Raw genomic sequence first — 14,619 nt, forward strand, 5'->3', positions numbered from 1 at the left:
GTTCATCGGGATGGTCGACTCCGGGTGGACGACCGGTGATCAGATTCGCATCATATGGGACGATGTGTCCAGCGAGGATGCGGATCGTCATCACGGTCTGTCCAGAACCTCGACCGTGAGGAGCAGGATGTCCACCAAGAGTGTCGAACCTTCGAAGCAGGCTGGACGAAGTGCCACCCCACTGGACGACATCGGATACAGAATCCTCGACACGCTGCGGGATAACGGTCGCATCTCGATCGCCGCGCTGGCCGAGACGGTCGGGATCTCCCGCGCGAACGCCTATACGCGCGTCGAGACCCTGATGCAGGACGGCGTGATCACGGGCTTCAGCGCCAAGGTCGATCAGGCCAAGGCGGGCCTCTCGATCGGAGCGCTCGTGTTCGTCACCGTCCACCCGCAGGCGTGGGGCTCGTTCCGCGAGCGCATCATCGAGATGCCGGATGTGGAGTGGTGCGCGATCACCACCGGCGAGCACGACGCGATGCTGCTCATCCGCGCCGTCGACGTGAGCGGAGTGCACGAGTTCTCCACCGGAGTGATCGCGCAGCTGCCCGAGGTCCGCACGGTGGTCAGCGTCGTGGTGCTCGACGAGGTCGTCCGCCGCTCCTACCTGCTGCCGTCCGATCTTCCGGAACGCGACACCGAGACGCCGCTGGGCATGACGCGCTGGACTCCCGCGTCCCCCGGTCGCGACACCCTGCCGCCCCGTTGAGCGGGCGTCCTCAGGCCGCGGCGGTCTCCTCGCAGACGCTGAGCTGCGGAAGGCCGTGCATCTCGTAGTGCTCGACGAGACGGATGCGGCCGTCATCGGTGAGCTCGAGCTCGCTCTCGCCGTTGCCCGTCACGACGCTGCCGTCGGCCACGAGCACGTGCACGAAGGAGACCCAGATGGTGTCGCCGGTCCTGGTGCCGACGAACCGCCCGAAGGTCACCGTGTCGCCGACGTAGTCGCCCCAGATCGCGCCGTCCTTCTCCTGATAGGTGAACACACTGGGGGCGTCGGGGTCGACGGCGGAGGTCGTCGAGGACACCATTCGGAAGCGGCGTCCGTCGAGGCTGGGGATAGCTGCGGGCGAAGTCATCCCCCGATTATGCGCGAGCCCGTGAGGCACGTCGCGACGCCCCCGTCATGCGTCTTCCGTCACCGATCCGACGGCGGCGCGGGCGAGACGAAACGGGCCGGAGCCGCGGCATCCCGTCGCCTTTCGTCCGTCCCGGTCATTCGAGATCGAGGCGCAGCAGCTCCGGCAGATGCGCGGTCTGGGCGCGCACGACGAGCAGGAAGTCCGCGTAGTCGGGCGTCATGTCGACCCGCGACGATCCCAGGACGTGCGTCATCCGCCGTCCGGCCGCGCGCTCGAAGCGGATGCGACGGACCGGGTACCCCGTCGGCGTGAGCCAGATGCGGGTGAGCTGCGCGAAGGGGATGTCGCGATCGTCGAGGCGGATGCCGTGATGATCGACGGCGACGTGGGCCGGGATGCTCCTCAGCACCCGCCGGCGCTGCACCGCCCCGATCAGCAGACCGATGCCGGCCACACCGGCGAACGGGACGACGAGCACGAGCGCCGAGAGCTCTCCGTCGAGGAAGCCGGGTGAGAACGCGAGTGCGCCGACCGCGGCGGCCACCAGGAGCAGCACCACCGCTCCGATCATAAGACCGGCGGCGAGCGAGCGCTCCTTCGAGGAGTCGACGGTGAACGACGACGGCAGGTGGGCACGAGCGCGAGCTGCGTCGACCGGATCGGCGGGTGCCGGCGATGCGAGAGGCGTGAGCACCGCCATCAGATCGTTGAACGTGGACCGCGTGAATCCGGGCAGTTCGATCGTGATCTCCCTGCCGGCGCTGTACACGATCAGAGCGCGGGTGACGCCGCTGCGCAGACCGTTCGTGCGGTGCTCGGTGATCTTCGACCGGAAGCCCGTGGTCGCGCGATCGTAGACCTCGCGGTTCCCCGCCCGCCCGATCTCGACGCTGTCGCCGCGCACGACGACGCGGGTGTTGCGCAGCCAGAGGACCGATGTGAACACCACGCCGGTCAGCACGAGCGCGACGACGAGCACGAGGATCCCGCGGGTCTCGAGGTCCATCCGCCGCGGCAGGAACTGCGGCAGCACGAACAGCGTCACCGCCGAGAGCAGCGCCGAGATCACGAGCGCGCTCACCACCCCACGGACCGGATCCCGGCGGAAGACCCGCTCGCCGGACACCACGGATACCCCATCGACCATCTGATGCCCTCCCGCATCGAGCTGCGAACGGACCGCCCTGCGATCCCCGCACATTTTGGCGCGTCGGACCCGTCGAGCGCACCCCCCGATCCGTCCCGGTACCGTGGGCGCATGGAGTGGACCCCTGACGCCTCGGCCGGAGACTGGCTGCGCGAGCGGATCGACGATCCGTGGAGCGCGACCATGCACGATGTCGTCCCGCGCGGTTTCCCCGCGTACGCGCGCATCCTGCACCCCGCGATCGTGCGATCACTGCCGGGGCGGCCCGTTCCCTCGCCCGAGGAGTACGAGCGGATGCCGCACGACGAGGCCGTCTCGCTGATCGATCAGTACGTGGACGAGCCTGCGACGTGGGCAGAGACCGCAGCCGCCTTCGGCACGACCCTGCATCCGCTCGCGCAGTGGCAGCGCATCGTGCGCACCCCGCCTGACGGCGACTGGAACCTGCGGATCGCGCCCGACGGCCGCGAGTTCACCGGCCCGATGGAGGGTGAGATGGCGCCCGAGATGCTCGCGGCCGTCGCGTCGCACCTCGTCGCCGGCACGACCACCCCGGATGCCGGCTTCGTAGCCCTCTGGGAGGGACGAGGTGGCCTGCTCGGTCACCTCGGTCATGGGCCGTCGCGCACCTTCCTCACCTTCGGCGACGACCCCAACCACCGGGCGATGCTCGAGCGCAGCGTGCACGATCCGTTCAACAACGCCTTCCGCAAGAAGACCTGGCAGGAGGGGATCCTGTCGCGGGAGGTCTCCGAAGGCCCGCGGTTCCGGCTCCCCGGGCGCGATCACGTGCTGTTCCGAGGCGCGGTCGGCGAGCTGGCGCGCCCCGACTGGGTGCTCGACGTCCCCTGGCGCGATCGGCCGGGCGAAGAGCACGGGTTCGCCCCCACCGCGCAGACGCCGTCGATCGTCTGGCCCGACGATCACGCCTGGGTGCTCGTGAGCGAGATCGACTACGACTCCACGATCGTCGCCGGCTCGCCCGAGCTCATCGCCGCGATCTGCGCGGACCCGCGCCTCGAGGCCTTCCCGATCGCCGAGGGCGCTGACCTCACCTGGGATGCCGACGAGGTCAATCGATGACCGCGCCGACTTCGGGATCGACGTTCGATGCGGCCCCTCTGACGGCTCCCGTCGACCCCCGCGCCGTGAGCGCCTTCAACGCGGAGCTGCGCGCGAAGGGCACGACGACCGTGTCCGCCGCGAACATCTTCGGGTTCGTCGTGCTCGCGCTGATCGTGATCGTGGCGGTGCCCGTCCTCTGGCGCACCGTCCACTCGATCTTCACCTCGGGCGGCTCACCAGGGTTCGCGCAGTTCGGCGTGGTCGTCTTCGGCGCCATCGCCGTCGTCGCCGTCGTCATCGGCGTCCTGAGCTGGCGGCGTGCGCGCGTCGTGCGGTATCGACTCGACGCCTTCGCCCGAGCGAACGGCATGTCCTACACCGCCCGACTCGTCGGTCCCGCGCTCCCCGGGATGGTGTTCGGTCTCGGGCACACGCGCGTGGCGACCGACCTCGTGCGCGGTACCTCTCCGCGTTTCGTCGAGTTCGGCAACTACGAGTACACCGTCGGCTCAGGCAAGAACTCGCGCACGTACAAGTGGGGATACGTCGCGGTCAAGCTCGACGTCCCTCTCCCGAACATCGTGCTCGACGCGAAGGGCAACAACGGCTTCGGCTCGAACCTGCCGGCGTCGTTCCAGCGCGCGCAGCGCCTGTCGCTCGAGGGCGACTTCGACCGCTACTTCACGCTCTACTGCCCGGAGGGGTATGAGCGCGACGCGCTCTACCTCTTCACCCCCGACATCATGGCGCGCTTCATCGACAACGCGGCCGAGCTCGACGTCGAGATCGTCGACGACTGGCTCTTCCTCTACACGCAGCGCAAGGTCTCGACGCTCGACCCGGCGACCTGGGCCTGGCTTTTCGGCGCGGTCGGCGCTCTCATCACGAAGTTCGAGCAGTGGGCCCGCTGGCGCGACGAACGGCTTCTGGAGGAGAGGGGATCGGCGTCCGCCCCCGCGGTCGTGTCGGCGGAGGCGGCCAGGGAACAGCTGCCGTTCGCGCCACCCGCCGGCCTGCTCGCACCCCCACCCGGGGTCGCGCGCGAGGGACGCCGTCTCAAGAAGAGCGTGCGCTGGCTGCCGATCGTGATCGCCGTCGGCTTCACGGCCGTCTGGCTCTGGTCGCGCTCGTTCTGAGCACGCGGACCCGGGCCGGTCGGCTGGCGAGCGAACCCGGGTGTGGGGGTGGGTGCTGTCTGGGGAACAGCTGTCCCACCCCATCCCCCCTCGGGATCAGAAGAAGATCTGACTCTCCCTCCGCAGGACGGCTTGGCCGTCCGACGCGTGGGTCAGCTGGGGACTGACGAATCAACGCGTTGAGATAACGGTATACCGGCGAGGGTTGCACGGAATTGCGACGCGGGATCTCGAAGGCTGCTCGGGGGAACGATGCGAAATCAGTCGCGAAACCCTCGTAAAGGAGTCAGTTTCGTGTGCTGTCGGCGCGTCGCGATCGTCCCCGTTCGAATCGCATGCGGGCATGCCGGAGTACTCGTTCACTGACGTGCTCTCCCGACTGACATGCTGCGCGTCAGCTTCTACTCTCGGGCGAATGGGCGACCTGATACCCGGCGACTACGCCGAAACCCTGGAGAATATCAAGCGCGAGGTGCGGTCGGCACGCCTGCAAGCGCAGAGGCGAGCGAATACGGAGCTGCTGAGGCTGTACTGGCGTCTCGGGCGCGAGATAAGCCTGAGGCAGGCGAGCTCCGGCTGGGGATCCAAGGTCCTCGAGCGCCTCGCCTCCGATCTTCGCGCCGCTTTCCCTCGATGGTGGGATTCTCCCGCGCGAATCTCTTCTACATGCGGCGAGTCTCGGAGGCCTGGCCGATCGAAGAGGACTTCGTCCAGCAGCCTGCTGGACAATTGCCGTGGGACCCACCTCACCCTCATCCTCGACAAGGTCAAGGATCAACGGGCACGAGACTGGTACGCGGCCAAGGCCGTGCGCAATGGCTGGACGCGGGCCCTGCTGACCCACCACCTCACCACTCACCTGCACGAACGGGACAGCGCAGCGATCGACAATTTCGTCGAGACCTTGCCTGTGGAGAGGGGTCTGGCTCGCGAGCTCACGAAGGACCCCTACGCCCTTCAGTTCCTCGCCGTCGACGGCGACGCGTCGGAGCGGGAGCTGGAGCAAGGTCTGGTCGACCGCATCCTCGAAACAATGCGGGAGCTCGGGCAGGGCTTCGCGTTCGTCCGTCGTCAGGTGCATCTCTCCGTCGGCGAATCCGATTTCTTCGTCGACCTGCTCTTCTTCCATGTCGAGCAGCTGCGTTACGTGGTGATCGAGTTGAAGACGACCGCTTTCACCCCCGCCGACGCAGGACAGTTGGGCTTTTACGTGGCCGTGGTGGACGAGTCCATCCGCCTCCGCGACAAGCACGCGCCTACGATCGGCATCCTTCTCGTGGCGGGCAAGAACGACACTGTCGTGCGTTACGCGCTGGCGTCCACCTCGCAGCCGGTTGCCGTGAGCCGCTATGAACTGTCTGCGGAAGATCAGCGATCGCTACCCGATGAAGGGGCACTCACTCGAGCATTCATCGCGGACCCGCCCCCCTCCGCGAAGGGATGAGATGCCGCTCAGACCACAGCCCCGTCGTGCGCCAGCTGCTCGAGCACGCCGTCGAGCGCGCCCCAGGCGTCGGACGCCCTCATGGCGTCGCCGATGCTCGCGGCGTGGGCGCGGTACGAGCCGTCGGACAGCACCCGATCGACCGCGTCCCGGACCTGCGGGGCCGTCGCAGACCGCGTGCGCAGATTGATGCCGGCACCCGACCAGCCGATGCGAGCCGACACCTCGATCTTGTCCTCGGTCTGGCCGGCGACCACCACCGGCACCCCGTGCGTCAGCGCCTGCTGCACGCCTCCGTACCCGCCGTTGGTCACCAGCAGATCGATCCGAGGGAGCAGCCGGTCGTACGGCACGTACTCCGCCGCCCGCACGTTCGCGGGCAGGTCACCGGGCAGAGCATCGATCGGGCGGCCTCCCGTCGACACCACCACCAGGACATCCCGATCGGCCAGCGCCTCGATCGTGGGCAGCACGAGCTGAGTGAAGTCGGAGTTGGCGACGGTGCCCTGCGTCACGTGCACGATCGGACGTCCGGAATCGAGGTCGGGCCACCAGGAGGGCAGCTGCCGATCCGAAGGGGTCGACGGCAGCGGCCCTGCGAAATGCACGGTCGACGGCAGGTCGGAGCGGGGGTACTCAAACTCGGGCACCGTGAACTGCACGTAGGCATCGGCCCGCCCGGCCCAGTCGAGGACGAATCCGCCGAGATCGCGTCCCACCTCGCTCTTCGCCACGTCATCCGCCTCGCGCTGCGCGCCTGCGAAGACGATCTTCTCGGCGACGAGACGCAGGGCGGTGTTGCGCAGCCTGCCGAGCACGCCGGGGATGGGAGTCGCGCCGAGCCCGAAGGGCGCAGCATCCCGACTCCGCACTCCGAGAGGGACGATACCCAGCACCACGACCGGCGGACGCTCGGACCGGGGGATGCGCTGCAGCAGCGCCGCGCCGATGAAGAGAGGCTCCGTCAGCACGGCGTCGACCGGAGCGGCGGCGAGCTCGGCGCGCACCGCGGCGAGCTGCGCGGCACCCGGACGGATGAACAGGTTGCTCATGTCGAAGCGGATCGCGGCCGGCCCGGTGAGGGTCTCGCGCTCGGGGAAGCGGTCGTTCGGATCGTCGAGATCGACGTCCGCCGCATCCGGAAGGGCCACGAAGCGCGCTCCCGACGCCTCGACACGCTCGGCGTAGCGCGGACTCGTGATCACGACGACGTCGTCGCCGCGCGCGATCAGGTGCCGCGCGATCTGCAGCAGGGGGATGACATGTCCGTGTGCGGGTGTGCAGGTGATGAGGTAGCGCGACATCGCGGCTTTCCTTCCTAAGATCGAATGTACTCACGAAGTATTCACTACCCTCTAAGGAAAGTCAATGACTGCACCCGCCCCTCGCGTCTACCGCTCGGAGCTCCGTGCTCGGCAGGCCAAGGAGACTCGCGCGAGGATCGTCGCCGCCGCCGCGGAGCTGTTCGCCTCGCAGGGCTACCAGGCGACGACCATCGCCGCGATCGCACGTTCGGCAGGCGTCTCCGCGGAGACGGTCAAGAACACCGCGTCGAAGGCGGAGCTGCTCATCGCCGCCTTCGAGACGACGTTCTCGGGCTCGGAGGCCGCCGAGTCGCTCACCGAGACGGAGGTCGGCTCCGGCCTCCTCGACCTCCCCGACGAGCAGTTCCTCGATGCGGTCGTCAGCCGGATCACCGTCGCGAACGCCCGCGGCCACGCGCTGTGGACCGTGCTGCTCGGAGCCGCCCTGTCGGACCCGATCGTCGACACCGCCCTCCAGGGGATCCTGGCGCATCGCCGGATCGACCTCGCGGGGCTGGTCGACGAGCTGATCCGACGCGGGATCGCCGCGGACCTGCCCGACGCGGATGCCGCTGCCGCCGCCATCTCGTTCCTCCTCTCCCCCGAGAGCTATCAGCAGCTCGTCGCGCAGTCGGCCTGGTCCGAGGAGCGGTACACCGCCTGGCTGCGCACCGCCGTGCTCGCCGAGGTGTCGCGCGGGAAGTGATCGCGACCTCTCTGCGTTACCCCCGGTGACGGCAGCGGCGCCGCACACTCCTGCATGCAACAGAATGGAAATGATGTCCGAAGTCGAAGCGCACACCCGCTGGCAGGCCGATCGTCGTGCCGCCGTCACCTCCCCCACCGGCAATCTCGCCCTGATCGAGACGCGGTGGACCGGCGAGCGACCCGACCTCGCGGCCGAGCAGGCGGTTCTCGCCGAGACCGTCGTCGCCACGCCGATCGAGCGGCGCAGCATCGAAACCGGCGATGCCGAGCACGGCCTGCGACTGTGGGATGCAGACGCTCCGGCGATCCGCTCCTTCGACCGCATCGACACGTACGACTACGACCCCGCGTGGGTCCTGACCGGACGCTTCACCCCCGTGGCCGGCGATCGCACCGTGCCGTTCGAGCACATCCGCGACAACGGCGGATCGCGCGATCTCGTCGTCCCGGGCGACATCCGCATCGAGGTGGGCGGCGAGGAGTACACGCTGGCGGCCTTCGACGACGGCGGCACCCTGCTGCTGGTGTTCGGCGACCAGACGAACGGCACCGAGACCTACGGGTCGGGACGCTTCCTGTTCGTCGAGCTCCGCGACGACGAGGGCGACGTCGTGCTCGACTTCAACCGCGCGTTCGTGCCGCCGTGCGGCTTCAGCGCCCAGTACAACTGCCCGCTCCCGCCGGCATCCAACCGCTTCCCCCTGCCTATCCGAGCAGGAGAGAAGAACGTCGTCTTCCGCGACGGCTTCGACATCTACGCGGCCTGACCGCACGCTCTCACCCTGGAGAACTCAATGAGAAGAACACGCTTCCTCGGCGCGCTCGGCGCCGTCGCGACGCTCGCGCTCGTCGCCGGCTGCGCATCCGGCGCGACCGACGACACCGCATCCGAAGACGCCACGATCGCCATCGGCTCGCTGTACGAGCCGACCAACCTCAGCAACACACAGGGCGGCGGCCAGGGCGTGACCGAGGCCCTGACCGGTAACGTCTACGAGGGCCTCTACCGTCTGACCGATGACGGCGAGGTCGAGCCGCTGCTCGCGGAGGACGCCCAGGTGTCCGACGACGGCCTCACCTACACGGTCACGCTGCGCGACGACGTCACCTTCCATTCCGGCGACCCCCTGACGTCCGCCGACGTGAAGTCGAGCGTCGAGGCCGTCACCGCCGAGGACTCGGTGTCGGCGCGCAAGTCGAGCTTCGCCACGATCGCCGACATCGCGACGCCCGACGACCAGACGGTCGTGTTCACGCTGTCGCAGCGGTCGATCTCGTTCCTGTACAACGTCAGCTACGTGTGGATCGTGAACGACGAGGCCGGCGACATCACCTCGACTGAAGACGGCACGGGTCCCTACACGCTCGACGAGTGGAAGAAGGGCTCGACCCTCACGCTGCAGCGGTGGGACGACTACTGGGGTGAGGCGGCCAAGAACGCCGAGGTCGTCTACACGTACTTCACCGACGCGACGGCCGAGAACAACGCGCTGCTGACCGGTGAGATCGACGTCATCACCAGCGTGCAGAGCCCCGACTCGCTCGCGCAGTTCGAGGGCGACGACTACGTCATCAGCGAGGGCACCTCCACCACGAAGGAGCTGCTCGCGTTCAACGACCGGGTCGCGCCGTTCGACAACGCGCAGGTGCGCAAGGCGGTGTACTCGGCGATCGACACCGCCAAGCTCCTCGACTCGATCTGGGGCGATTACGGCACACTCATCGGATCGATGGTCCCGCCGACCGACCCCTGGTACGAGGACCTCACGGCCGTGAACCCGTATGACGTCGAGCTGTCGAAGGACCTGCTCGCGCAGGCCGGCTACGCCGACGGCTTCACCTTCACGCTCGACACCCCGAGCTACGACCCGCACCCCGCCGTGGCGGAGTTCCTGCAGTCGCAGCTCGCCGAGGTCGGCATCACCGTCGAGATCAACACGATCAGCGCCGACGAGTGGTACACGAAGGTCTTCAAGGAGCAGGACTTCGAGGCCACTCTCCAGGAGCACGTGAACGACCGCGACGTGGTCTGGTACGGCAACCCCGACTTCTACTGGGGCTATGACGACGCGCAGGTGCAGCAGTGGGTGTCCGAGGCCGAGCAGGCCGAGACCACCGACGAGCAGACAGCCCTCCTGAAGCAGGTCAACGAGAAGATCGCCGAGGATGCCGCGAGCGTATGGTTGTACCTGTACCCGCAGCTCGTGGTCGCCTCCAGCGACCTCAGCGGGTACCCGGTCAACGGCCTGAACTCGCAGTTCTTCGCCTACGACATCGTCAAGTCCTGACGTGCGAGGGGGATGCCGCACGTCGGCATCCCCCTCTTCCATCCTGAGAGACCATGCTCGCCTACCTGCTGCGCCGCCTCGCGTTCCTCGTGGTGTCGCTGGTCGTCGCCATGATCGCGATCTTCGTGCTCCTGCGCCTGCTGCCCGGCGACCCGGCCAACGCTCTGCTCTCGGTGAACGCCACGCCCGAGCAGATCGCCGCCGCCCGCGCACAGGTCGGCTCCGACCAGCCGCTCCTGCAGCAGTTCACCACCTGGGCCGCACAGCTCCTCCGCCTCGATCTCGGTGAGTCCTTCCTGAGCTCACGGCCCGTCGGCCCGGACATCGCCGCCCGCTTCGCGGTCACGCTCCCCCTCACCCTCATCGCCTTCTCGGTCGCCCTCCTCGTCTCCCTCGTCATCGGCATCACCGCGGCCGTGAAGTCCGACCGCTGGTACGGCGTCGCCCTCTCCGGCTTCGCCCAGCTCGGTGTGGCCGTTCCGGTCTTCTGGGTGGGCGTCGTGCTCGTCTGGATCTTCGCGCTGGGATTCGGGCTGCTCCCGTCCGGCGGCTTCCCCCGAGACGACTGGGAGGATCCGGCGGACGCCCTCCGCTCGCTCGCCCTGCCCGTCATCACGATCGTGATCGTCATGAGCGCCTCGCTCAGCCGCTACGTCCGCTCCGCCACGCTCGACGTGATCGGCAGCGACTACCTCCGCACGGCGCGCGCCGGCGGATCGAGCATGCCCGAGGCGCTGCTGCGCCACGGCGTGCGCAACGGCGCCGTCCCCGTCGTCGCGATCCTGGGCATCGAGCTCTCCACCACCCTGCTCGGTGCGGTCGTCGTCGAGAGCGTGTTCACCCTCCCCGGTCTCGGCAGCCTGCTGCTGTCGGCGATCGAGCAGCACGACTTCCAGGTCATCCAGGGCGTGCTCGTCGTCAGCACCCTGTTCGTGCTGCTCGTCGGATTCGCCGCCGACGTCGTGCAGCGCCTCATCGATCCGCGCCTGCGCACGAGCGTCTCGGGCAACCGATGAGCCGGGTCGCGGAGCAGCTGATCACCGGTCCGGTGCGCGTGCGCCGGCGTCCGAAGGCGACCCTGCTGATCGGCGTGGTGCTCACCGGGCTGATCGTCCTGATCTCCCTGATCTCGCTCTTCTGGCTGCCCTATCCGCTCGCCGACACCAGCGGCAGTCGGCTCGAGGGACCGAGCGCCCTCCACCTGCTCGGCACCGATCGCCTCGGACGCGACCTTCTCTCGCAGCTCATGTGGGGAGCGCGGATCGCCCTCATCGTCGGTGTGTGCTCCGTCGCCATCGCCGCGGTCCTCGGCACGCTCATCGGCCTGATCGCCGCCTTCGCGCGGCCCTGGGTCGACGACACGCTGTCGGCGGCCCTCGACGTCGTCATCGCCTTCCCCGTGCTGCTGCTCGCGATGCTGGTCGTCGCCGTGCAGGGGGCGTCGCTGTGGTCGGCGGTGCTCGCGATCGGACTCGCCATGTCCGCCGTGGTCGCGCGGCTCACCCGCATCCTCGCCCGCCGCGTGCTGCAGGAGCAGTTCGTCACCGCCGCCCGCACGAGCGGAACGAGCGTGCTCGGGATCGTCTTCCAGCACGTGCTGCCGAACATCGCGCCGACGCTCGCCGTGAGCCTCGCTCTCCAGTTCGGTGCCGCCGTGCTCGCCGAGGCGAGCCTGTCGTACCTCGGCCTCGGCGCCCCGCCGCCCAACGCCTCGTGGGGTCGCATGCTGCAGGAGGCGCAGGGCACCGTGCTCACTGCGCCCGTCGGCGCCATCGCTCCCGGCATCGCGATCATCGCCCTCGTCCTCGGCGTCAACTTCCTCGCCGACGGCCTGCGCGACCTCGCCGACCCGACTCGCAGGAGGAGTCGATGAGCATCCTCGACGTGACCGGTCTCACCGTGCGCTCGGCATCCGGCACCCTCGTGCGCGACGTGTCGTTCTCCATTGCGCCCGGCGAGCGCCTGGGGCTGATCGGCGAGTCCGGGTCGGGCAAGTCGCTCACGTCGCTCGCGGTGACGGGCCTGCTGCCGACTTCGCTCACCGTCTCGGGATCGGTGCTGCTCGACGGGACGCGGATCGTCGGGGCTCGGGACGCCGCGCTGCGTCCGCTCCGGGGACCCGTCGCGCAGATCGTCTTCCAGGAGCCGCTGACCGCTCTCGACCCCCTGATGCGCGTGGGCCGCCAGATCGCCGAACCCCTGCGCCGGCACCTCGGCCTGCGCGGAGCGGAGCTCCGCACCGCCGTCGCCGCGGCGCTCGACGAGGTCTCGCTGCCCGATCCCCGGATCGCACGCGCGTATCCCCACGAGCTCTCCGGAGGTCAGCGTCAGCGCGTCGCCATCGCGATCGCCCTGGCCGCCCGGCCGCAGCTGCTCATCGCCGACGAGCCGACGACGGCGCTCGACGTGACGGTGCAGGATGCCGTGCTCGCGCTGCTCGAGCGCCTGGTCGCCGAACGCGGGATGGCGCTGCTGTTCATCAGCCACGATCTCGCGGTGGTCTCGCGGATGGTGGACCGCATCGTCGTGCTTCGCGACGGACTTGTCGTCGAGGAGGGCCCCGTGACGCAGGTGCTGCACCGGCCGGTCGAGCCGTACACGCGGATGCTGGTCGACAGCGCCCGCGCGCTCGACGCGTTCCTCGACGCGGAGGAGGCGGGAGCATGAGCGTCCTGGAGCTCCGCGGCGCCGGTTTCGCCTACGGATCCCGCACGGTCCTCGACGACGTGTCGCTCGGTCTGGACGAGGGCGACTCGCTCGGACTCGTCGGCGAGTCGGGTGCCGGCAAGTCGACCGTCCTGCGTCTGCTGCTGGGGCTCTCCGCGCCGCGTGCGGGGCAGGTGCTCTTCGACGGGGCCCCGCTGGTCCTGCGCGATCGCGCCCAGATGCGCAGGTTCCGTGCGAGCGTGCAGCCGGTCTTCCAGGATCCGTACTCCTCGCTCGATCCCCGACAGCGCATCGATCGCATCGTCGGCGAGCCGCTGCGCTCCCTGCGGCTCGCGACCGGCGACGACGCGCAGCGCCGCATCGCCGAGGCGCTCGAATCGGTGGGCCTTCCCGCCGACGCCGCGCGCCGCTACCCGCACGAGTTCTCGGGAGGGCAGCGCCAGCGCATCGCGATCGCGCGCGCGGTGGTCTCCCGCCCTCGCGTCCTCCTCGCCGATGAGCCGGTCAGCGCACTCGACGTGTCGACGCGTGTGCAGGTGCTCGAACTGCTCGACCGCCTGCGCCGCGAGAACGGGCTGACGCTCGTCATGGTGTCGCACGACCTCACCGCGATCGCCTCGGCCTGCGACCGAACCGTCGTCCTCAAGGACGGTCGCGTCGTCGAGCAGGGCACCACGGCATCCGTGCTCCACGCTCCGCAGGATCCGTACACCCGGGCACTGGTCGACGCCGTCCCGCGCCTCCCCCGCTGAGGTCCCGCTCAGCCGATCATCTGCTGTAGATGTCCCTGCGGTGTCCGGCGTGCACCGCCACGACCGTGAGCACTAGATCCTCGACGCGGTACAGCACTCGGTAGTCGCCCGTGCGAACGCGCCACTCCGGTCGTGCGGTGAGCCTTTTCGCGGCGGGCGGCCGCAGATCCTCGGCGAGCAGCTCGATCACAGCCTGGATTCGCCGCTTCGCCTCGGGCGGGAGCTTGCGGATCGCGCGCGCCGCGACCGGAAGCACCTGGATCTCGTACGTCACCGGATGAGGCCGAAGTCGCGCTTGACGTCGTCCCAGGGGATGGGGGTCTCGTCGAGGCTTTCGGTCTCTTCCCACGCGGCGTCCACCGCTCGGATGTCCGCGAGCTCTTCTGCATCTTCGAGGAGCTGCTCGAGGAACCCGGATTCCACCACGGCGGCCACGGCGCGGTTGCGACGCATCAGATAAACAGGCTCGGTCCGAGCCTCATCGATGACGGATGAGAGTCGCGTCCGTGCGTCTGTGATGGCGATCTGACTCATTCGTCCATTTTCGACGGGAATGTACGTTCCGTGCGATATTCGGCATCCCCGGTGCAGCCGTCACTCCGCCGAGGGCGCGAGCCCGAAGTACTCCAGCTCGGCATCATCAAGCATCCGAGACCGGATCAGGAACCGCAGGCCTGTCGGGCCCTCGACGGAGAAACCCGCGCCACGCCCCGGCACGACGTCGATGGTGAGGTGCGTGTACTTCCAGTACTCGAACTGCGACTCCGACATGAAGACCTCGACCGGGGCGCTGAGGCCGACGTCGAGGTCTCCCAGCAGCACGTCGCTCGGGCCCGTGAGGAACATGCCGACCGGGAAGCACATGGGCGACGAGCCGTCGCAGCATCCGCCCGACTGATGGAACATGAGCGGTCCGTGCTGCGCGGTGAGCTCGCGGACGAGGGATGCCGCGGCATCCGTCACCTCGACTCGCTGGTACGTGCCGATGCTGACCACGGTGCGCTCCTCTCGGCGGTGAGC

At 68.9% G+C, this 14,619-nt stretch carries 17 protein-coding genes; 11 read left to right on the forward strand and 6 right to left on the reverse strand.

Going from position 1 to position 14,619, the window contains the following annotated elements; translation table 11 throughout:
- Window positions 1-127: 127 nt before the first annotated feature.
- Window positions 128-715 (forward strand): Lrp/AsnC family transcriptional regulator, encoded by a 588-nt coding sequence (locus A4X16_RS14960; RefSeq protein WP_231880388.1) that lies wholly within the window; start codon window positions 128-130, stop codon window positions 713-715.
- A gap of 10 nt (window positions 716-725) precedes the next feature.
- Here A4X16_RS14960 and A4X16_RS14965 read toward each other — a convergent pair whose 3' ends face one another.
- The gene (locus tag A4X16_RS14965; protein ID WP_231880389.1) at window positions 726-1,085 is read right to left on the reverse strand and encodes a hypothetical protein; all 360 of its coding nucleotides are present in this window, start codon (window positions 1,083-1,085) and stop codon (window positions 726-728) included.
- A gap of 136 nt (window positions 1,086-1,221) precedes the next feature.
- Window positions 1,222-2,235, reverse strand: coding sequence for a hypothetical protein (locus A4X16_RS14970; protein ID WP_157560234.1), 1,014 nt, complete (start codon window positions 2,233-2,235; stop codon window positions 1,222-1,224).
- A gap of 111 nt (window positions 2,236-2,346) precedes the next feature.
- Between A4X16_RS14970 and A4X16_RS14975 the strand changes: the two genes are divergently transcribed.
- The 3 genes from A4X16_RS14975 (at window position 2,347) to A4X16_RS14985 (ending at window position 5,880) form a co-directional block, all read left to right on the forward strand.
- Window positions 2,347-3,318 (forward strand): hypothetical protein, encoded by a 972-nt coding sequence (locus tag A4X16_RS14975; RefSeq protein WP_067121990.1) that lies wholly within the window; start codon window positions 2,347-2,349, stop codon window positions 3,316-3,318.
- Window positions 3,315-4,436, forward strand: coding sequence for a hypothetical protein (locus A4X16_RS14980; protein WP_067121993.1), 1,122 nt, complete (start codon window positions 3,315-3,317; stop codon window positions 4,434-4,436). The genes A4X16_RS14975 and A4X16_RS14980 overlap by 4 nt, the downstream gene beginning before the upstream one ends.
- A gap of 415 nt (window positions 4,437-4,851) precedes the next feature.
- Window positions 4,852-5,880: a PDDEXK nuclease domain-containing protein gene (locus tag A4X16_RS14985; protein WP_231880390.1), complete on the forward strand. Its 1,029-nt coding sequence runs from the start codon at window positions 4,852-4,854 to the stop codon at window positions 5,878-5,880.
- An 8-nt stretch (window positions 5,881-5,888) separates the two neighbouring features.
- On the opposite strand, the gene A4X16_RS14990 is transcribed toward A4X16_RS14985, so the two are convergent.
- Window positions 5,889-7,184: a glycosyltransferase gene (locus A4X16_RS14990; RefSeq protein WP_067121997.1), complete on the reverse strand. Its 1,296-nt coding sequence runs from the start codon at window positions 7,182-7,184 to the stop codon at window positions 5,889-5,891.
- 64 nt (window positions 7,185-7,248) lie between these two features.
- Here A4X16_RS14990 and A4X16_RS14995 point away from each other — a divergent pair, with 64 nt between their 5' ends.
- From A4X16_RS14995 to A4X16_RS15025, 7 genes are all read left to right on the forward strand, one after another.
- Window positions 7,249-7,890, forward strand: coding sequence for a TetR/AcrR family transcriptional regulator (locus tag A4X16_RS14995; RefSeq protein WP_067122000.1), 642 nt, complete (start codon window positions 7,249-7,251; stop codon window positions 7,888-7,890).
- A 73-nt stretch (window positions 7,891-7,963) separates the two neighbouring features.
- Window positions 7,964-8,659, forward strand: a complete 696-nt coding sequence (locus A4X16_RS15000; RefSeq protein ID WP_067122278.1) for a DUF1684 domain-containing protein — start codon at window positions 7,964-7,966, stop codon at window positions 8,657-8,659.
- A gap of 27 nt (window positions 8,660-8,686) precedes the next feature.
- Window positions 8,687-10,180, forward strand: coding sequence for an ABC transporter substrate-binding protein (locus tag A4X16_RS15005; protein WP_067122002.1), 1,494 nt, complete (start codon window positions 8,687-8,689; stop codon window positions 10,178-10,180).
- A 53-nt stretch (window positions 10,181-10,233) separates the two neighbouring features.
- A complete protein-coding gene (locus A4X16_RS15010) occupies window positions 10,234-11,196 on the forward strand; it encodes an ABC transporter permease (protein ID WP_067122005.1) in 963 nt (320 codons plus the stop codon).
- On the forward strand, window positions 11,193-12,053 hold the full coding sequence (locus tag A4X16_RS15015; RefSeq protein WP_067122007.1) for an ABC transporter permease: 861 nt from the start codon (window positions 11,193-11,195) through the stop codon (window positions 12,051-12,053). The genes A4X16_RS15010 and A4X16_RS15015 overlap by 4 nt, the downstream gene beginning before the upstream one ends.
- Window positions 12,050-12,847 (forward strand): ABC transporter ATP-binding protein, encoded by a 798-nt coding sequence (locus A4X16_RS15020; protein ID WP_067122010.1) that lies wholly within the window; start codon window positions 12,050-12,052, stop codon window positions 12,845-12,847. The genes A4X16_RS15015 and A4X16_RS15020 overlap by 4 nt, the downstream gene beginning before the upstream one ends.
- Window positions 12,844-13,599 (forward strand): ABC transporter ATP-binding protein, encoded by a 756-nt coding sequence (locus A4X16_RS15025; RefSeq protein ID WP_067122013.1) that lies wholly within the window; start codon window positions 12,844-12,846, stop codon window positions 13,597-13,599. The genes A4X16_RS15020 and A4X16_RS15025 overlap by 4 nt, the downstream gene beginning before the upstream one ends.
- 16 nt (window positions 13,600-13,615) lie before the next feature.
- Here A4X16_RS15025 and A4X16_RS15030 read toward each other — a convergent pair whose 3' ends face one another.
- Genes A4X16_RS15030 through A4X16_RS15040 form a run of 3 tightly spaced genes read right to left on the reverse strand, consistent with a single transcriptional unit; the run spans window position 13,616 to window position 14,595 of the window.
- Entirely contained in the window at window positions 13,616-13,873 is a 258-nt protein-coding gene (locus A4X16_RS15030; protein WP_067122016.1) for a type II toxin-antitoxin system RelE family toxin, read from the reverse strand.
- Entirely contained in the window at window positions 13,870-14,133 is a 264-nt protein-coding gene (locus tag A4X16_RS15035) for a type II toxin-antitoxin system Phd/YefM family antitoxin (RefSeq protein ID WP_067122019.1), read from the reverse strand. The genes A4X16_RS15030 and A4X16_RS15035 overlap by 4 nt, the downstream gene beginning before the upstream one ends.
- Before the next feature lie 60 nt (window positions 14,134-14,193).
- On the reverse strand, window positions 14,194-14,595 hold the full coding sequence (locus tag A4X16_RS15040) for a DUF779 domain-containing protein (protein ID WP_067122022.1): 402 nt from the start codon (window positions 14,593-14,595) through the stop codon (window positions 14,194-14,196).
- Window positions 14,596-14,619 lie beyond the last annotated feature (24 nt).

The sequence above is a fragment of the Microbacterium sp. H83 genome, assembly GCF_001650405.1.
Lineage (GTDB): Bacteria > Actinomycetota > Actinomycetes > Actinomycetales > Microbacteriaceae > Microbacterium.